The sequence below is a fragment of the Pseudomonas viridiflava genome (assembly GCF_001642795.1).
Lineage (GTDB): Bacteria > Pseudomonadota > Gammaproteobacteria > Pseudomonadales > Pseudomonadaceae > Aquipseudomonas > Aquipseudomonas viridiflava.
On record NZ_LKEH01000048.1, the window covers coordinates 67,364 to 81,790 of the forward strand.

Consider the following 14,427-nt stretch of genomic DNA (forward strand, 5'->3'; position numbering starts at 1 on the left):
TGAAACCCGGACTCTAGAAACCTGAAATACCTGAAACACGCAATTGCTGGCTCAATGCCTGTACTTGCGGATCGTTGAAGAATGCAACGAGTTTTGCCGCCCGTCCCGGACCGACGCCCGGTTCTGCCTGCCATTGTTCAACACTGCGTGAGGCCAACTGATCCCAATCGTCATCCAGTCGAGCACCTCCGGCAGGCGGGAGGCCGATAGCCTTGAGCCATGTCTGGAACGGCTTTTGATGGGCCGTTTGCAGGCTGGCGAACAGTTTAGCGCTGCTGCGCTCGGCAAGACCGGGAATGTTAACAAGCTCAGCCTGATCGAGTGTCATCCAATCGACCAGGCCGTTGATTTTCCCGCTTTCGATGAGCCTGTCCCAAGTGCCCGGCCCCACGCCACTCAAGGCCAGCCCCTTCTTGCCGCTGAGCCAAGTCAGCCGCGCCCGAAACTGGCTTTCGCAGCCCGGCGTCGGTTGCCAGCAACTGAGTTCATGAAAGTCACTGGCCTGCGGAACATTCACCTCTGCCCGCTCGACACTGCGCGTAATCACACCGTCGAGCCGTGGAATGGTCAGCCCGGCCAGACTGATCGCCACCTGATCGCCGGGGCGGATATCCAGCGTCTGCAAGCGTTGCAGCGAGCCTGTACTGATTCGACTGACGGTCCGGTCGTCCAGACGTATCGGTGTCAGCTCAAGGATCGGGGTGATCCTGCCGCTGCGACCAATCGTGAAGCTGACCTTGCGCACCTCGGCCAGCGCTTGCGCATAAGGGTGCTTCCAGGCGGCGATCCAGTAAGGCGCTTTCGCTAGCCAGCGCTCGGAGGAAGGGCGTTCGCCCTGACGCATGATCACGCCGTCCGTGGCGAACGGCATCGGCGTCCGATACCAATGCTCGCGCCACTGCGCGGCCTGCGCATAACTTTCCAGCGCAAGCGTGTGGCGGGTGCTGTCGGCAAAACCCATGGCGTTCAAGCCTGCCAGACGCTCGCTCATGGTGGCCGGGCCATCGGGCCAGTCCCAGACGAATAGCCCGATGCTTTCTGCCTGCGCAGGACTCAGCGTCTTGCGTGCCAACAGTCCGGCCACCTTGCTGCGTGCATTCACGCTGCCTGCCGATGCTTGCACATGTTCGGACAGCCGCTCGTACAACTCGCCTTGCAGCACAACGTCATCCGGCCACGGCAATTGCTGAGGAATGGCCTTGATCAACTGCGCCTGAGCCGTCCAATCCTGGCCATTGACCCCGTCGCCACGACTGATGGCCTTCGCCAGGCTGCCCCTGGAATAGACCAGCGTAACGGCCACGCCATCGACCTTGGGTTGAATCCACAGACCGGTCCGGCCCTTGAGCCAGGCCTTGACCGCCTTGTCGTCGGCCAGCTTGTTCACGCCCGTGTGTGCAATGGGATGCACCACCGAGCCGCCCGCGGTCTTCAGTGGATTTTCGTCCGACGCCGGAACGGCAAAACACGTACGCCATGTCTTCAGCTTCTGCCGCGACTGATCGTAAAGCTCGTCGGGAATTCGCGAGACGCCCAGACGGTGGTAACTGTCGTCCCATTCGGCGATCTGTTGTTGAAGTGAGAGGATCTCGGTTTGTGCCTGGGGCGCAGTCCAGTTCGGACACTGGCTGGCAGTCGTGAAGGGGGAAAGGGCGATCAGAAGGGCGCAGCCCATCAGGCGGGTAACAGACAGCATCGAAGCATCCTTGCTTGGGATTGGCTGGAGAAGGCTAGCTGCCGTCTGGATATGAGGCTTGTCGGCATGGTTACCGGGTTTTTCGACCTTGGCGCACTGAAGGTGATGGCATTCGTATCCAGCCGATAACTTCGCTCGCTGTTACAAAAGCGTCGATGATGACCGGCGGGTTTGGTGTAAATAACTGTTTGCGTAAGGGGGGTGACGCTTCTGCAATGTATCTACTATTTGGCGGGGTGTTGTATGGAAGTCAAAATTCAGCAGTGGGGCAATAGCGCAGCAATCAGATTGCCAGCCAATGTGCTCAAGCAGATGAGCCTGGTCATCGGTGATGTGCTGGTGCTGGATGTTTCCAGCGAAGTGATGACGCTCAAGCCTGCCAAGGCCAGACTGCATTACCAATTGGCCGACCTTATGGCCCAATGTGATTTGAATGCGTCCGAGCCAGAGGAGTTGGCTGGTTGGAACGCCATGCAACCCATAGGGCGTGAAGCGTGAAGCAGCACGGATTCAATCGCGCAGATATCGTCCGCATCAGCCTCAATCCAACCGCTGGCCGAGAACAGCAGCGCGATTTTCGTCCCGCGTTGGTGCTGACACCAGCAGCGTATAACGTCACCGGCCTTGCGATCGTTGCGCCTATCATACAGGGCGGTGATTTTGCGCGTTATTCGGGGTTCGCTGTTCCTTTGGGTGGGGCGGGAGTCCCAAACAAAAGCCCCCGGAGACTCACGCCGCCGGGGGCTTTTGATGACCGCAGGAGAATTACAGACCGGCAGCAGCGCGCAGGGCGTCGGCGCGGTCGGTTTTTTCCCAGGTGAAGGCGGTGAAGGTGTCGTCGCCAACGGTCATTTCGACCGGGGTACGACCGAAGTGGCCGTAGGCCGCAGTGGCCTTGTACATCGGGTGCAGCAGATCCAGCATGGTGGTGATCGCGTACGGACGCAGGTCGAAGTGCTCGCGAACCAGGCTGATGATCTTGTCGTCGGACAGCTTGCCGGTGCCGAAGGTGTTCAGCGAGATCGAAGTCGGTTGTGCAACGCCAATGGCGTAGGACACCTGAATCTCGCAACGCTCGGCGAGGCCCGCAGCGACGATGTTCTTGGCCACGTAACGGCCGGCGTAGGCCGCCGAACGGTCAACCTTCGATGGATCCTTGCCGGAGAACGCGCCGCCGCCGTGACGGGCCATGCCGCCGTAGGTGTCGACGATGATCTTGCGGCCGGTCAGGCCACAGTCGCCCACCGGGCCACCGATGATGAAGTTGCCGGTCGGGTTGATGTGGAACTGAGTGTCCTTGTGCAGCAGGTGCGCAGGGATGACGTGCTTGACGATCAGCTCCATCACGCCTTCGCGCAGGTCTTTGTAGGAAACGTCCGGGTTGTGCTGGGTCGACAGAACGATCGCGTCGACGCCCACGACCTTGCCGTTTTCGTAGCGGCAGGTGACCTGGGATTTCGCATCCGGGCGCAGCCACGGCAGCAGGCCGGACTTGCGGGCCTGAGCCTGACGCTCGACCAGTTGGTGCGAGAACGTGATCGGAGCCGGCATCAGTACGTCGGTTTCGTTGCTGGCGTAGCCGAACATCAGGCCCTGGTCGCCGGCGCCCTGATCTTCAGGCTTGCTGCGGTCAACGCCTTGGGCGATGTCCACCGACTGCTTGCCGATGATGTTCATCACGCCGCAGGTCGCGCCGTCGAAGCCGACGTCGGAGCTGTTGTAGCCGATGTCGAGGATGACGTTACGCACGATGTCTTCCAGATCGACCCAGGCCGAAGTCGACACTTCGCCAGCGATGATCGCCACACCGGTCTTGACCAGCGTTTCGCAAGCCACACGGGCGTATTTGTCTTCAGCGATGATGGCGTCCAGAACCGCGTCGGAAATCTGGTCGGCGATCTTGTCCGGGTGCCCTTCGGACACGGACTCGGAGGTGAAAAGTGAGTATTCGCTCATCTCTACGGGTTTCCTTCATTTTACCGATGGTGAGTGTCGCCAGCCGGTCGCTGAAAATGGCGAACCTGGATCTGGAAACCATTACGTAAGCCTACATAAAGGCTTTCCCCGGGAACTAGCCCCGCAGCGATGGCCCAACGGGCCAGGTCTTCCTGCTCGAAACCTAACCAGAGATCGCCACAGGCCTCCCTGGCCCAGCTCTGGTCATGACTACACAATTCTGTTACCAGCAAGCTACCGCCGGGTTGTACGCATTCGGCCAGTTGCGCCAGCGCTTCGGCTGGTGCGGCGAAATGATGGAGCACCATATTCAGTACGACGCAGTCGGCGAGTACTTTACTGTCTGTCAGTGCATCGGCCAGCTTCAGCTCGACATTAAACAGCGCCTTGCGCTGACACAGGTCGCGGGCCAGTTCCAGCATCGCCGGGCTGTTGTCCATCGCGATCACGTGCCTGAAACGTCTTGCCAGCTCCGGGAGAAAGCCGCCGTCGCCGGGGCCTACTTCCAGTGCCGTTGCCTCGCTGCCGAAGCTGAGTTTATCGAGCAGCGTCAGCAGGCTTTCACTGTACTGGGCAAGGCCTGCGATCAGGTCCTGCTGGGCGCGAAACTTTTCCGCTGTCCGGGCAAAGAAATCCTGACTGGCGAGCGCCCGCTGACGATGCACCAGACCAATACGCCCTTGAACCTCATCCGGCAATGCCAGTGTGTCCACTTCATCGAGCAGGGCGGCGTGCAATCTGCCGCCGGGCAAGTCGGTGTGGGGCAGGGCGCGACGATAAAAAATCGCATTGCCCTCACGCCGGGTCGCCACCAGGTCAGCCTGCGCCAACACCTTCAAGTGGTGACTCATGCCCGACTGACCTATAGCGAAAATCTGCGCCAGTTCCAGCACGCCAAACGAGTCGTTGGTCAGCGCACGCAGAACGTTCAGTCGCAACGGATCGCCGCCGGCCTTGCACAATGCAGAGAGGTCGTCGCATGCATCATGGCGGATTGCAGGCACACGCAGGTTCATAGGGTCCGCAGTCTAGTGATCGATTCATGAGGTCGCAAGGTCAATATCAAAAAGTTTTGATATTGCTTGATGGGTGGCGCCTGTCGATCCTGCTGAACTTGTCGCAAGCTGTCGTTATCCAGTAGTAACAGGCTAATTAATGTCCACAACACAGGAAAAAAGCCTAAGGTCCACTATCTGTGATTGCCCCCGGCCGGTCCCTGAGGGAAAATGGCCGCCTTTTTCAGATCCCAATCCTTTACTGTCAGGAGATCAGCGATGCCAAGCCGTCGTGAGCGTGCCAACGCTATTCGTGCCCTCAGCATGGATGCCGTGCAAAAAGCCAACAGCGGCCATCCGGGTGCCCCCATGGGCATGGCGGATATCGCCGAGGTTCTTTGGCGCGATTATCTGAAGCACAACCCGGCCAACCCTGCGTTCGCTGACCGTGACCGTTTCATCATGTCCAACGGTCACGGCTCGATGCTGGTCTATTCGTTGCTGCACCTGACCGGTTATGACCTGTCCATCGACGACCTGAAGAATTTCCGCCAGTTGCACAGCCGCACGCCGGGTCACCCCGAGTACGGTTACACGCCGGGCGTTGAAACCACCACCGGACCGCTGGGTCAGGGCTTTGCCAACGCGGTCGGTTTCGCCGCTGCCGAGAAAACACTGGCGGCGCAGTTCAACCGCCCGGGCCATTCCATCGTCGATCACCACACCTACGTGTTCATGGGTGACGGCTGCATGATGGAAGGCATCTCGCACGAAGTCGCCTCGCTGGCCGGCACGCTGCAACTGGGCAAGCTGATCGCGTTCTACGACGACAACGGCATCTCCATCGACGGCGAAGTCGAAGGCTGGTTCACCGACGACACGCCGAAACGTTTCGAGTCGTACGGCTGGCAGGTCATCCGCAATGTCGACGGCCATGACGCCGACGAGATCAAGACCGCTATCGACACCGCTCGCAAGAGCGATCAGCCGACCCTGATCTGCTGCAAGACCACCATTGGTTTCGGTTCGCCGAACAAGCAGGGCAAGGAAGAGTCCCACGGTGCTCCGCTGGGCGCTGATGAAATCGCCCTGACCCGTGCTGCTCTGAAGTGGAACTACGGTCCTTTCGAAATCCCGGCTGACATCTATGCCGAATGGAACGCGAAGGAAAAAGGCCTGGCTGCCGAAGCCGAGTGGGATCAGCGTTTCGCGGCCTACTCTGCTGCTCATCCTGAACTGGCCAATGATTTCATCCGTCGCATGAGCGGCGAGCTGCCAGCCGACTTCGCCGAGAAATCGTCAGCCTACGTGGCTGAAGTCAACGCCAAGGGCGAAACCATCGCCAGCCGTAAAGCTAGCCAGAACGCCCTGAGCGCACTGGGCCCGTTGCTGCCCGAGATTCTCGGCGGTTCGGCTGACCTGGCCGGTTCCAACCTGACCATCTGGAAAGGCTGCAAGAGCATCACCGGCGAAGACCCTAACGGCAACTACCTGCACTACGGTGTGCGTGAGTTCGGCATGGGCGCGATGATGAACGGCATCGCGCTGCACGGCGGTTTCGTGCCGTACGGCGCAACTTTCCTGATCTTCATGGAATACGCCCGTAACGCAGTGCGCATGGCTTCGCTGATGAAGAAGCGCGTGATCTACGTGTTCACCCACGACTCCATCGGTCTGGGCGAAGACGGCCCGACTCACCAGCCGATCGAGCAACTGACCAGCCTGCGCACTACGCCGAACCTGGACACCTGGCGTCCAGCCGATGCGGTGGAATCCGCCGTGGCCTGGAAATACGCCATCGAGCGTAACGACGGTCCTTCGGCACTGATCTTCTCGCGTCAGAACCTGCCTCACCAGGCGCGTGACGAAGCCCAGCTGGCTAACATCGCTCGCGGTGGCTACGTGCTGCGCGACTGCGTCGGCGAGCCTGAGCTGATCCTGATCGCCACTGGCTCGGAAATCGGTCTGGCCGTTCAGGCTTACGACAAACTGATCGGGCAGGGCCGCAAGGTTCGTGTGGTGTCCATGCCATGCACCAGCGTGTTCGAAGCTCAGGATGCGATGTACAAGCAGGACGTTCTGCCCCTGCAGGTCAGCGCGCGCATTGCCATCGAAGCGGCGCATGCCGACTACTGGTACAAGTACGTCGGTCTGGAAGGCCGCGTGATCGGCATGACCACCTTCGGCGAGTCGGCGCCTGCGCCTGCGCTGTTCGAAGAGTTTGGCTTCACGCTGGAAAACGTCCTGAGCACTGCTGAAGAGCTGCTCGAAGGCTAAGCACGACGCGTCCCCTCGCAGGGACGCGTTTGCCCGCAAACGGATTGCCCGGACAGTCTTCTCTGTTGTCCGGGCAGCCGTGGCCGTCAGCAAGCGCGCCCCTTCGGGTTCAGCTTAAATCCATGAGAACCCCATGCCCCAGCCCCGCCCCTATAAAGTTGCTCTGAACGGCTACGGCCGCATTGGTCGTTGCGTCGTGCGTGCGCTGTGTGAGCGAGGGACGAAAGCCGGGTTTGAAGTGGTTGCAATAAACGATCTGGCCGACATGGCCAGTCTCGAATACCTGACGCGCTTCGATTCCACCCACGGCCGGTTTCCCGGTCAGGTCCGGGTCGAAGGGCAATACCTGCACATCAACGATCACAGGATCAAGGTGCTGCGCAGCTCGACGCCCGAAGAGATCGACTGGGCTTCGCTGGACGTCGATCTGGTGCTCGAATGCTCCGGTGTCTACAACACCCGTGAAGACGGCCAGCGTTTTCTGGATGCTGGCGCGCCACGCGTGCTGTTCTCGCAGCCGATGGCCAGCGAGGCCGATGTCGATGCCACGGTGGTGTTTGGCATCAACCAGCAGAAGCTGACCGGCCATGAGCTGTTGGTGTCGGCCGCGTCCTGCACCACCAACTGCAGCGTGCCTCTTCTTCGCCTGCTGGATCAGGCTGTGGGGCTTGAGTACGTCACCATCACCACGATCCACTCGGCCATGAACGACCAGCCGGTGATCGACGCCTACCACCACGAAGATCTGCGCCGCACGCGCTCGGCGTTTCAGTCGATCATTCCGGTCTCCACAGGCCTTGCCCGCGGAATCGAAAGGCTGCTTCCGGAACTTGCCGGCCGAATTCAGGCCAAAGCTGTTCGCGTACCGACCGTCAATGTGTCCTGTCTGGACATCACGTTGCAGACGGCTCGTGACACCGACGCACAGGACATCAACCGAATCCTGCGCGAGGCCGCTACCAGCGGCCCGTTGAAGGGTTTGCTGGCCTACACTGAGTTGCCGCACGCCAGCTGCGATTTCAATCATGACCCGCATTCGGCGATTGTCGATGCGAGTCAGACCCGCGTTTCCGGACCCAGGCTGGTGAACCTGCTGGCGTGGTTCGATAACGAGTGGGGCTTTGCCAATCGAATGCTCGACGTTGCAGAGCACTTTCTGCGCGTCGCTGACCAACAACAGTAAAAAACAGGAACGCCTCATGACCGTGTTGAAGATGACCGACCTCGATCTGCAAGGTAAACGTGTACTGATTCGTGAAGACCTCAACGTCCCTGTGAAGGACGGCGTCGTCAGCAGCGATGCACGTATCCTTGCTTCGCTGCCGACCATCAAGCTGGCGCTGGAAAAGGGGGCGGCTGTGATGGTCTGCTCGCACCTGGGCCGTCCGACCGAAGGCGAGTTCTCCGCAGAGAACAGCCTCAAGCCGGTTGCCGACTACCTGAGCAAGGCGCTGGGTCGTGACGTTCCGCTGGTTGCCGATTACCTGGACGGCGTTGACGTCAAGCCAGGCGACATCGTGCTGTTCGAGAACGTGCGCTTCAACAAGGGCGAGAAGAAGAACGCCGATGAGCTGGCGCAGAAGTACGCCGCGCTGTGCGACGTGTTCGTGATGGACGCCTTCGGTACCGCACACCGCGCTGAAGGCTCGACCCATGGCGTGGCCAAGTTCGCCAAGGTCGCTGCGGCAGGTCCGCTGCTGGCTGCCGAGCTGGATGCATTGGGCAAGGCGCTCGGTGCTCCGGCCCAGCCGATGGCGGCCATCGTCGCCGGTTCCAAGGTCTCCACCAAGCTGGACGTGCTCAACAGCCTGAGCGCGATCTGCAACCAGTTGATCGTCGGCGGCGGCATTGCCAACACCTTCCTGGCAGCAGCCGGTCACAAGGTCGGTAAGTCCCTCTACGAGCCGGACCTGCTGGACACCGCACGCGAAATCGCCGCCAAGGTCAGCGTTCCATTGCCTACCGACGTTGTGGTCGCCAAGGAATTCGCCGAAAGCGCTACCGCTACCGTCAAGCTGATTGCCGATGTGGCCGATGACGACATGATTCTGGACATCGGTCCGCAGACTGCTGCGCACTTCGCCGACTTGTTGAAATCTTCGAAGACTATCCTGTGGAACGGTCCGGTCGGTGTGTTTGAATTCGATCAGTTCGGCGAAGGCACCAAAACGCTGGCCAAGGCCATTGCCGAAAGCTCTGCGTTCTCCATCGCGGGCGGCGGCGACACATTGGCAGCCATCGACAAGTACGGTGTAGCCGAACAGATTTCCTATATTTCCACAGGCGGCGGCGCGTTCCTCGAGTTCGTGGAAGGCAAGGTTCTGCCCGCGGTTGAAGTGCTTGAACAACGCGCCAAGGCCTGAAAACAGGCATTTGGACAAGGAGTCGTACATGGTCAGGGCGTTACCGTGGTTCCTCATCGCAGGGTTGCTGGGCGGTTGTGCAGGCAAGCCTGAAGCCGAAGAGGCCGAGAGCGCTTCCCGGACCGATGTGCTGCATTTGAGTTGTTATCAGGCGGGCTGGCAGGCCGAGACAGTGCCGGTGATCTACAAGCGCGGCGGCCAGGAGGTATGGGATCGTTACGAATTCATGCCCAAGGCAACAGGGTTGCCAGGCTGTCCGTAAGCCGGGTTGAGGCTTTTGCGGCAACCACGGCAAGCTTCAGCGGTCATTAGTGGGTGGACATCTTTTTATGAAGAAGGAGTTTTGCCATGAAGATCGCTGCCCTGGCGCTTGTGAGTTGTGTGGTACTGGCCGGTTGTGCCGGTTCAGGTTCTCATGCCTGCAAAGTATTCAGCCCGGCCTCGGTGGATGTGCCGACAACCGAGAACAGTCAGCGGGTCGAGGCGCGCGCCACGGGTGAACCGGCCGATGACGGTAAACAGGAACAGAACTGCCCCTGATACAACGAAGCCGCAGGCACACGCCGGGTTTCGCAGGGCAGGCCAGGAGAAGTCATGAAAGGCTTGATTGCCCTCGGAACATTGGCGGTGCTGGGCGGTTGCTCGATGATGAGCAAGCCCCAACAGAATGACCCGTGGAATCACTGGGTCTGCGATAGCGGTGCCGAGATTCATTGGCGCTATATCGATTCAGCTAAAAAAGAAGTGGATGCGCGGCTGAATCAGAGCGATCAGGTTTTCAGGCTAAAGGCTGAACCCGGTGCTTCCAGTGGCACGCTTTACAGTAATAATGTGCTGGCGTTCGACAACAAGGGCAGCGAAGGCCTTGTGTATTGGGACGCCACCAATGATTTGATCGGTCGCGGCTGCAAAGCCAGATAAGTCGTAGCCGATGCACCATTCGCAGGGCTTGCGGCCCGTGCGTATAACTTGAATAGCAGCCGCCACTACGGCAGGCTTGCACGATTAACGACCCTACCGGGAGAGACACAGACAATGGCACTTATCAGCATGCGCCAGATGTTGGACCACGCAGCCGAGTTCGGCTACGGCGTTCCAGCTTTCAACGTAAACAACCTGGAACAAATGCGCGCCATTATGGAAGCGGCCGACAAGACCGACTCCCCGGTGATCGTTCAGGCTTCGGCCGGTGCCCGCAAATACGCCGGTGCCCCGTTCCTGCGTCACCTGATCCTCGCGGCAATCGAAGAGTTTCCACACATCCCGGTGGTCATGCACCAGGACCACGGCACCAGCCCTGACATCTGCCAGCGCTCGATCCAGCTGGGCTTCAGCTCGGTAATGATGGACGGCTCGCTGAAGGAAGACGGTAAGTCCCCGGCCGATTACGAATACAACGTTGACGTGACCCGTCGCGTGGTGGCCTTCGCTCACGCCTGTGGCGTGTCCGTGGAAGGTGAGCTGGGCGTTCTGGGTTCGCTGGAAACCGGTATGGCCGGCGAAGAAGACGGCGTCGGCGCCGAAGGCATCCTGGATCACAGCCAGATGCTGACCGACCCGGAAGAAGCTGCTGACTTCGTCAAGAAGACTCAGGTCGATGCCCTGGCCATCGCCATCGGCACCAGCCACGGCGCTTACAAGTTCACCAAGCCGCCTACCGGCGACATTCTGGCGATCGAGCGCATCAAAGAAATCCACAAGCGGATTCCGAACACTCACCTGGTGATGCACGGTTCCTCGTCCGTTCCTCAGGAATGGCTGAAAATCATCAACGAATACGGTGGCGACATCAAAGAGACCTACGGTGTGCCGGTCGAAGAAATCGTTGAAGGCATCAAGCACGGCGTGCGCAAGGTCAACATCGACACCGACCTGCGTCTGGCGTCTACCGGTGCCATCCGCGAGTTCATGGCCAAGAACCGCAGCGAGTTCGACCCGCGCAAGTACCTGGCCAAGACCGTCGTCGCCATGCGTGACGTCTGCATCGCCCGCTACGAAGCCTTCGGCACCGCTGGCAACGCCTCGAAGATCAAACCGATCTCGCTGGACGCCATGTTCGAACGCTACGCCCGTGGCGAGCTGGATGCCAAGATCAACTGAGTTGATTGAGCATTGAAAAAACCCGCAGCGATGCGGGTTTTTCTGTGCCCGTCCGAAATCTGCTGCGCCGCGTCACACGGCCGGACGCGGAGCGTCCTGGGCGGCATTCCCACGCAGAGCGTAGGAACGATCAGCGTGATCTCAGGCACACCTATCATGCTCATGCTCATGCTTGCGCTCAGTGTTATACCCAAGTCTTGCTGCAACCACGGGTACGTACTCAGTCAGACATTTTTGTTTTGGCCCCGTTTGAGCGTTTTCCAGACCCGTGTATAACGCTGAGCGCGGAGCATGGGCACGATCAGTGTGCGTGAGATCCACGGTTTCCCTACGCCGACTTCATCAGCCCCGCGCACGCTGTCTTGTAAGCCTCGTGCTGATACTTGTTCAGCGTATCGGGCAGGGCGAAGGCGTGTTTCTTGTTCTGGGCGTTGATGGTTTGCGGGGAAACGAGCGTCACGTCGCAGTCGGCCAGCAACTGGAATACCGTCTCGATCTTGAACGTGGTCGGTCCGCCGGCGAATTCGCCTTTCTTGCTGCGCTTCTTGATCGCGACATGGCTGATGCCATTCTCGCGCACGAAGCTGGCGATCTGAGTGGCGAAGGCTTTGACGTTGGCAGACTCGTCGTCATCTTCCAGCGCAATCTTTTTGGTCGCCAGTGGCAGGTGTGCGATGCCGCCTTGCTGACGCGTGGCCAGAGCAAAGATGGCTTCACTGCCTTTGATTTCTACACCGCAAATAATCATGAGAAAACCTGATGAAGTGATTCATAAAAGAAACAGGTTATCTCATCGCTGGCGTTATTCCTGTGCAATCGACTCCAGATACTCGGACCGCTCGTCACTCATGCGAGCCACGCAATCGTTCTCACTGATGGTGAAAGCCTTGCTGCCTGCAGCAGACGGAAACACTTCGACAGCGCAATCGGCATCGCGCAGCTTTTCCCAGGCGGCCTGAGCGGTCTTGAGCTTGCTGGTGAAGTCGTTGAATTGTGTCTTGTTGGCGACGAACTGCGACTGGACCCGCTGGAGCAGGTTCTGGAAGTTTTCCTTGAGCAGTTCTTCAGCCGTATGGCGGCTGTAAGCCGAGCATTCCAGGGTCTGATTATCGCTGTCCACGCCATCGCACGGCGTGCTGTCCGGATTCTGAGCAGCGTGTGCGGCTGTCACGGCCGTAGCCATCAAGGCCAGGGTCAGGAAAATCGTTCTCATTGAGTCGCTCCGATCCATTGATGTAACGAATTCTGTCCTAACCGCGTGACAATGAACAGGTTTACGACAGGGTGTGACGAAGTGCTGTCACCCTTTGTCGTTTCTTGACGCTTTCGGCAAGCCCCTTGTCGTTTTTGCACCCGGCTCGGCCAACCCTCCGGCATATGCTGATCCCATTAGCGCCGACAGCCGATTCGGTGCGCAAGAACCTGAATGGGGACAGCCTGATGAGCCCAGCCGAACTGCACGCCGACAGCATCGTTATTGACGGGCTGATCATCGCCAAGTGGAACCGTGAACTGTTTGAAGACATGCGCAAGGGCGGCCTGACCATGGCCAACTGCACCGTGTCGGTATGGGAAGGCTTTCAGGCCACCATCAACAGTATTTGCACCAGCCAGAAACTGATGCGCGAAAACAGCGACCTGGTGATGCCGGTCCACACCACCGCCGACATCCGCAAGGCCAAGGAACTGGGCAAGACCGGCATCCTCTTCGGCTTCCAGAACGCCCATGCCTATGAAGACCAGATTGGCTATGTCGAGATCTTCAAGAAGCTCGGCGTCGGCATCGTGCAGATGTGCTACAACACCCAGAATCTGGTCGGTACCGGCTGCTACGAGCGTGATGGTGGGCTGTCGGGCTTCGGCCGCGAGATCGTCGCCGAGATGAACCGCGTCGGCGTGATGTGCGACCTGTCCCACGTCGGCTCCAAGACTTCCGAAGAAGTCATCCTCGAATCGAAAAAGCCGGTCTGCTACTCCCACTGTCTGCCGTCCGGCCTCAAAGAACACCCGCGCAACAAATCCGACGCCGAGCTGAAGTTCATTGCCGACCATGGCGGCTTCGTGGGCGTGACCATGTTCGCGCCGTTTCTGGCCAAAGGCATCGAGTCGACCATCGACGACTATGCCGAAGCCATCGAGTACGTGATGAACATCGTGGGGGAGGACGCCATCGGCATCGGCACCGATTTCACCCAAGGTCACGGCCAGGACTTCTTCGAGTACCTGACCCACGACAAGGGCTACGCCCGCCGCCTGACCAACTTCGGCAAGATCATCAACCCGCTGGGCATCCGTACCGTGGGCGAGTTTCCCAACCTGACCGAAACCCTGCTCAAGCGCGGCCATCCAGAGCGCGTGGTGCGCAAGATCATGGGCGAGAACTGGGTCAACGTTCTGGCCGACGTCTGGGGCGAATAAGCCGCCTGTTACACCTGAACCTATACACGCCCACGGCCCTGGTTGCGGTGGGTGTAACCCGAATCATCTGGAGTTTGTTCCCCATGGCCAAAATCGCCCCGCAACTGCCCATCGAAGTCGACAGCGAAACCGGTGTCTGGACCTCCGATGCACTGCCGATGCTCTACGTGCCTCGCCACTTTTTCGTCAACAACCACATGGGCATCGAGGAAGTGCTGGGCGCCGATGCCTACGCCGAAATTCTCTACAAGGCAGGCTACAAATCCGCCTGGCACTGGTGTGAGAAAGAAGCCGAATGCCACGGCATCGAGGGCGTCGCCGTGTTCGAACATTACATGAAGCGCCTGTCGCAGCGCGGTTGGGGCCTGTTCAAGATTCAGGACATCGACCTCGAAAAGGGCACGGCCAGCGTCAAGCTCGAACACTCCTGCTTCGTATACGTCTACGGCAAGGTCGGTCGCAAGGTCGACTACATGTTCACCGGCTGGTTCGCAGGTGCCATGGATCAGATTCTGGCCGCCAGCGGCAGCTCGATCCGTACAGTGGCCGAGCAGGTCTACGGTGGTTCGGAAGAAGGTCATGACGACGGACTCTTTGTCGTCAAGCCGCTGTAAATTGAGGA

16 protein-coding genes are annotated in these 14,427 nt (G+C 59.5%); 11 read left to right on the forward strand and 5 right to left on the reverse strand.

Going from position 1 to position 14,427, the window contains the following annotated elements:
- Positions 1-13: 13 nt before the first annotated feature.
- Positions 14-1,696 carry an NAD-dependent DNA ligase LigB gene (gene ligB, locus AO065_RS25365; protein WP_004880247.1) on the reverse strand — a complete coding sequence of 561 codons (1,683 nt, stop codon included), beginning with the start codon at positions 1,694-1,696 and terminating at the stop codon, positions 14-16.
- A 243-nt stretch (positions 1,697-1,939) separates the two neighbouring features.
- On the opposite strand from ligB, the gene AO065_RS25370 reads away from it, so the two are divergent.
- Both AO065_RS25370 and AO065_RS26870 read left to right on the forward strand, forming a co-directional pair.
- Positions 1,940-2,194 carry an AbrB/MazE/SpoVT family DNA-binding domain-containing protein gene (locus AO065_RS25370; RefSeq protein ID WP_004880245.1) on the forward strand — a complete coding sequence of 85 codons (255 nt, stop codon included), beginning with the start codon at positions 1,940-1,942 and terminating at the stop codon, positions 2,192-2,194.
- Positions 2,191-2,517, forward strand: a complete 327-nt coding sequence (locus tag AO065_RS26870; protein WP_004880243.1) for a type II toxin-antitoxin system PemK/MazF family toxin — start codon at positions 2,191-2,193, stop codon at positions 2,515-2,517. The genes AO065_RS25370 and AO065_RS26870 overlap by 4 nt, the downstream gene beginning before the upstream one ends.
- Here the strand turns inward: AO065_RS26870 and metK are convergent.
- Together metK and AO065_RS25380 are read right to left on the reverse strand one after the other, a co-directional pair.
- Positions 2,462-3,652, reverse strand: coding sequence for a methionine adenosyltransferase (gene metK / locus AO065_RS25375; protein ID WP_004880242.1), 1,191 nt, complete (start codon positions 3,650-3,652; stop codon positions 2,462-2,464). The genes AO065_RS26870 and metK overlap by 56 nt on opposite strands.
- A 20-nt stretch (positions 3,653-3,672) precedes the next feature.
- Complete coding sequence (locus AO065_RS25380; RefSeq protein ID WP_004880240.1) at positions 3,673-4,668, reverse strand: ArsR/SmtB family transcription factor; 996 nt, start codon at positions 4,666-4,668, stop codon at positions 3,673-3,675.
- A 258-nt stretch (positions 4,669-4,926) separates the two neighbouring features.
- On the opposite strand from AO065_RS25380, the gene tkt reads away from it, so the two are divergent.
- The 7 genes from tkt (at position 4,927) to fba (ending at position 11,387) form a co-directional block, all read left to right on the forward strand.
- Positions 4,927-6,924, forward strand: a complete 1,998-nt coding sequence (tkt, locus tag AO065_RS25385) for a transketolase (protein ID WP_004880238.1) — start codon at positions 4,927-4,929, stop codon at positions 6,922-6,924.
- Between the two features lie 133 nt (positions 6,925-7,057).
- A complete protein-coding gene (gene epd, locus AO065_RS25390; RefSeq protein WP_004880237.1) occupies positions 7,058-8,107 on the forward strand; it encodes an erythrose-4-phosphate dehydrogenase in 1,050 nt (349 codons plus the stop codon).
- A gap of 16 nt (positions 8,108-8,123) precedes the next feature.
- Positions 8,124-9,287 carry a phosphoglycerate kinase gene (locus AO065_RS25395; RefSeq protein WP_004880234.1) on the forward strand — a complete coding sequence of 388 codons (1,164 nt, stop codon included), beginning with the start codon at positions 8,124-8,126 and terminating at the stop codon, positions 9,285-9,287.
- Positions 9,288-9,315: 28 nt separating this feature from the next.
- On the forward strand, positions 9,316-9,549 hold the full coding sequence (locus AO065_RS25400) for a hypothetical protein (protein ID WP_004880233.1): 234 nt from the start codon (positions 9,316-9,318) through the stop codon (positions 9,547-9,549).
- Between the two features lie 86 nt (positions 9,550-9,635).
- Positions 9,636-9,827, forward strand: coding sequence for a hypothetical protein (locus tag AO065_RS25405; protein ID WP_004880231.1), 192 nt, complete (start codon positions 9,636-9,638; stop codon positions 9,825-9,827).
- Between the two features lie 54 nt (positions 9,828-9,881).
- Complete coding sequence (locus tag AO065_RS25410; protein WP_004880229.1) at positions 9,882-10,208, forward strand: MliC family protein; 327 nt, start codon at positions 9,882-9,884, stop codon at positions 10,206-10,208.
- A 114-nt stretch (positions 10,209-10,322) separates the two neighbouring features.
- Positions 10,323-11,387 carry a class II fructose-bisphosphate aldolase gene (fba, locus tag AO065_RS25415; RefSeq protein WP_004880227.1) on the forward strand — a complete coding sequence of 355 codons (1,065 nt, stop codon included), beginning with the start codon at positions 10,323-10,325 and terminating at the stop codon, positions 11,385-11,387.
- A 328-nt stretch (positions 11,388-11,715) separates the two neighbouring features.
- Here the strand turns inward: fba and AO065_RS25420 are convergent, their stop codons facing one another.
- Positions 11,716-12,135 carry a DUF3010 family protein gene (locus AO065_RS25420; protein ID WP_004880226.1) on the reverse strand — a complete coding sequence of 140 codons (420 nt, stop codon included), beginning with the start codon at positions 12,133-12,135 and terminating at the stop codon, positions 11,716-11,718.
- Positions 12,136-12,189: 54 nt separating this feature from the next.
- The gene (locus tag AO065_RS25425) at positions 12,190-12,600 is read right to left on the reverse strand and encodes a lysozyme inhibitor LprI family protein (RefSeq protein ID WP_004880224.1); all 411 of its coding nucleotides are present in this window, start codon (positions 12,598-12,600) and stop codon (positions 12,190-12,192) included.
- 227 nt (positions 12,601-12,827) lie between these two features.
- On the opposite strand from AO065_RS25425, the gene AO065_RS25430 reads away from it, so the two are divergent.
- Positions 12,828-13,805, forward strand: coding sequence for a dipeptidase (locus AO065_RS25430; protein WP_004880223.1), 978 nt, complete (start codon positions 12,828-12,830; stop codon positions 13,803-13,805).
- A gap of 83 nt (positions 13,806-13,888) precedes the next feature.
- The gene (locus tag AO065_RS25435) at positions 13,889-14,419 is read left to right on the forward strand and encodes a DUF5943 domain-containing protein (protein WP_004880220.1); all 531 of its coding nucleotides are present in this window, start codon (positions 13,889-13,891) and stop codon (positions 14,417-14,419) included.
- Positions 14,420-14,427 lie beyond the last annotated feature (8 nt).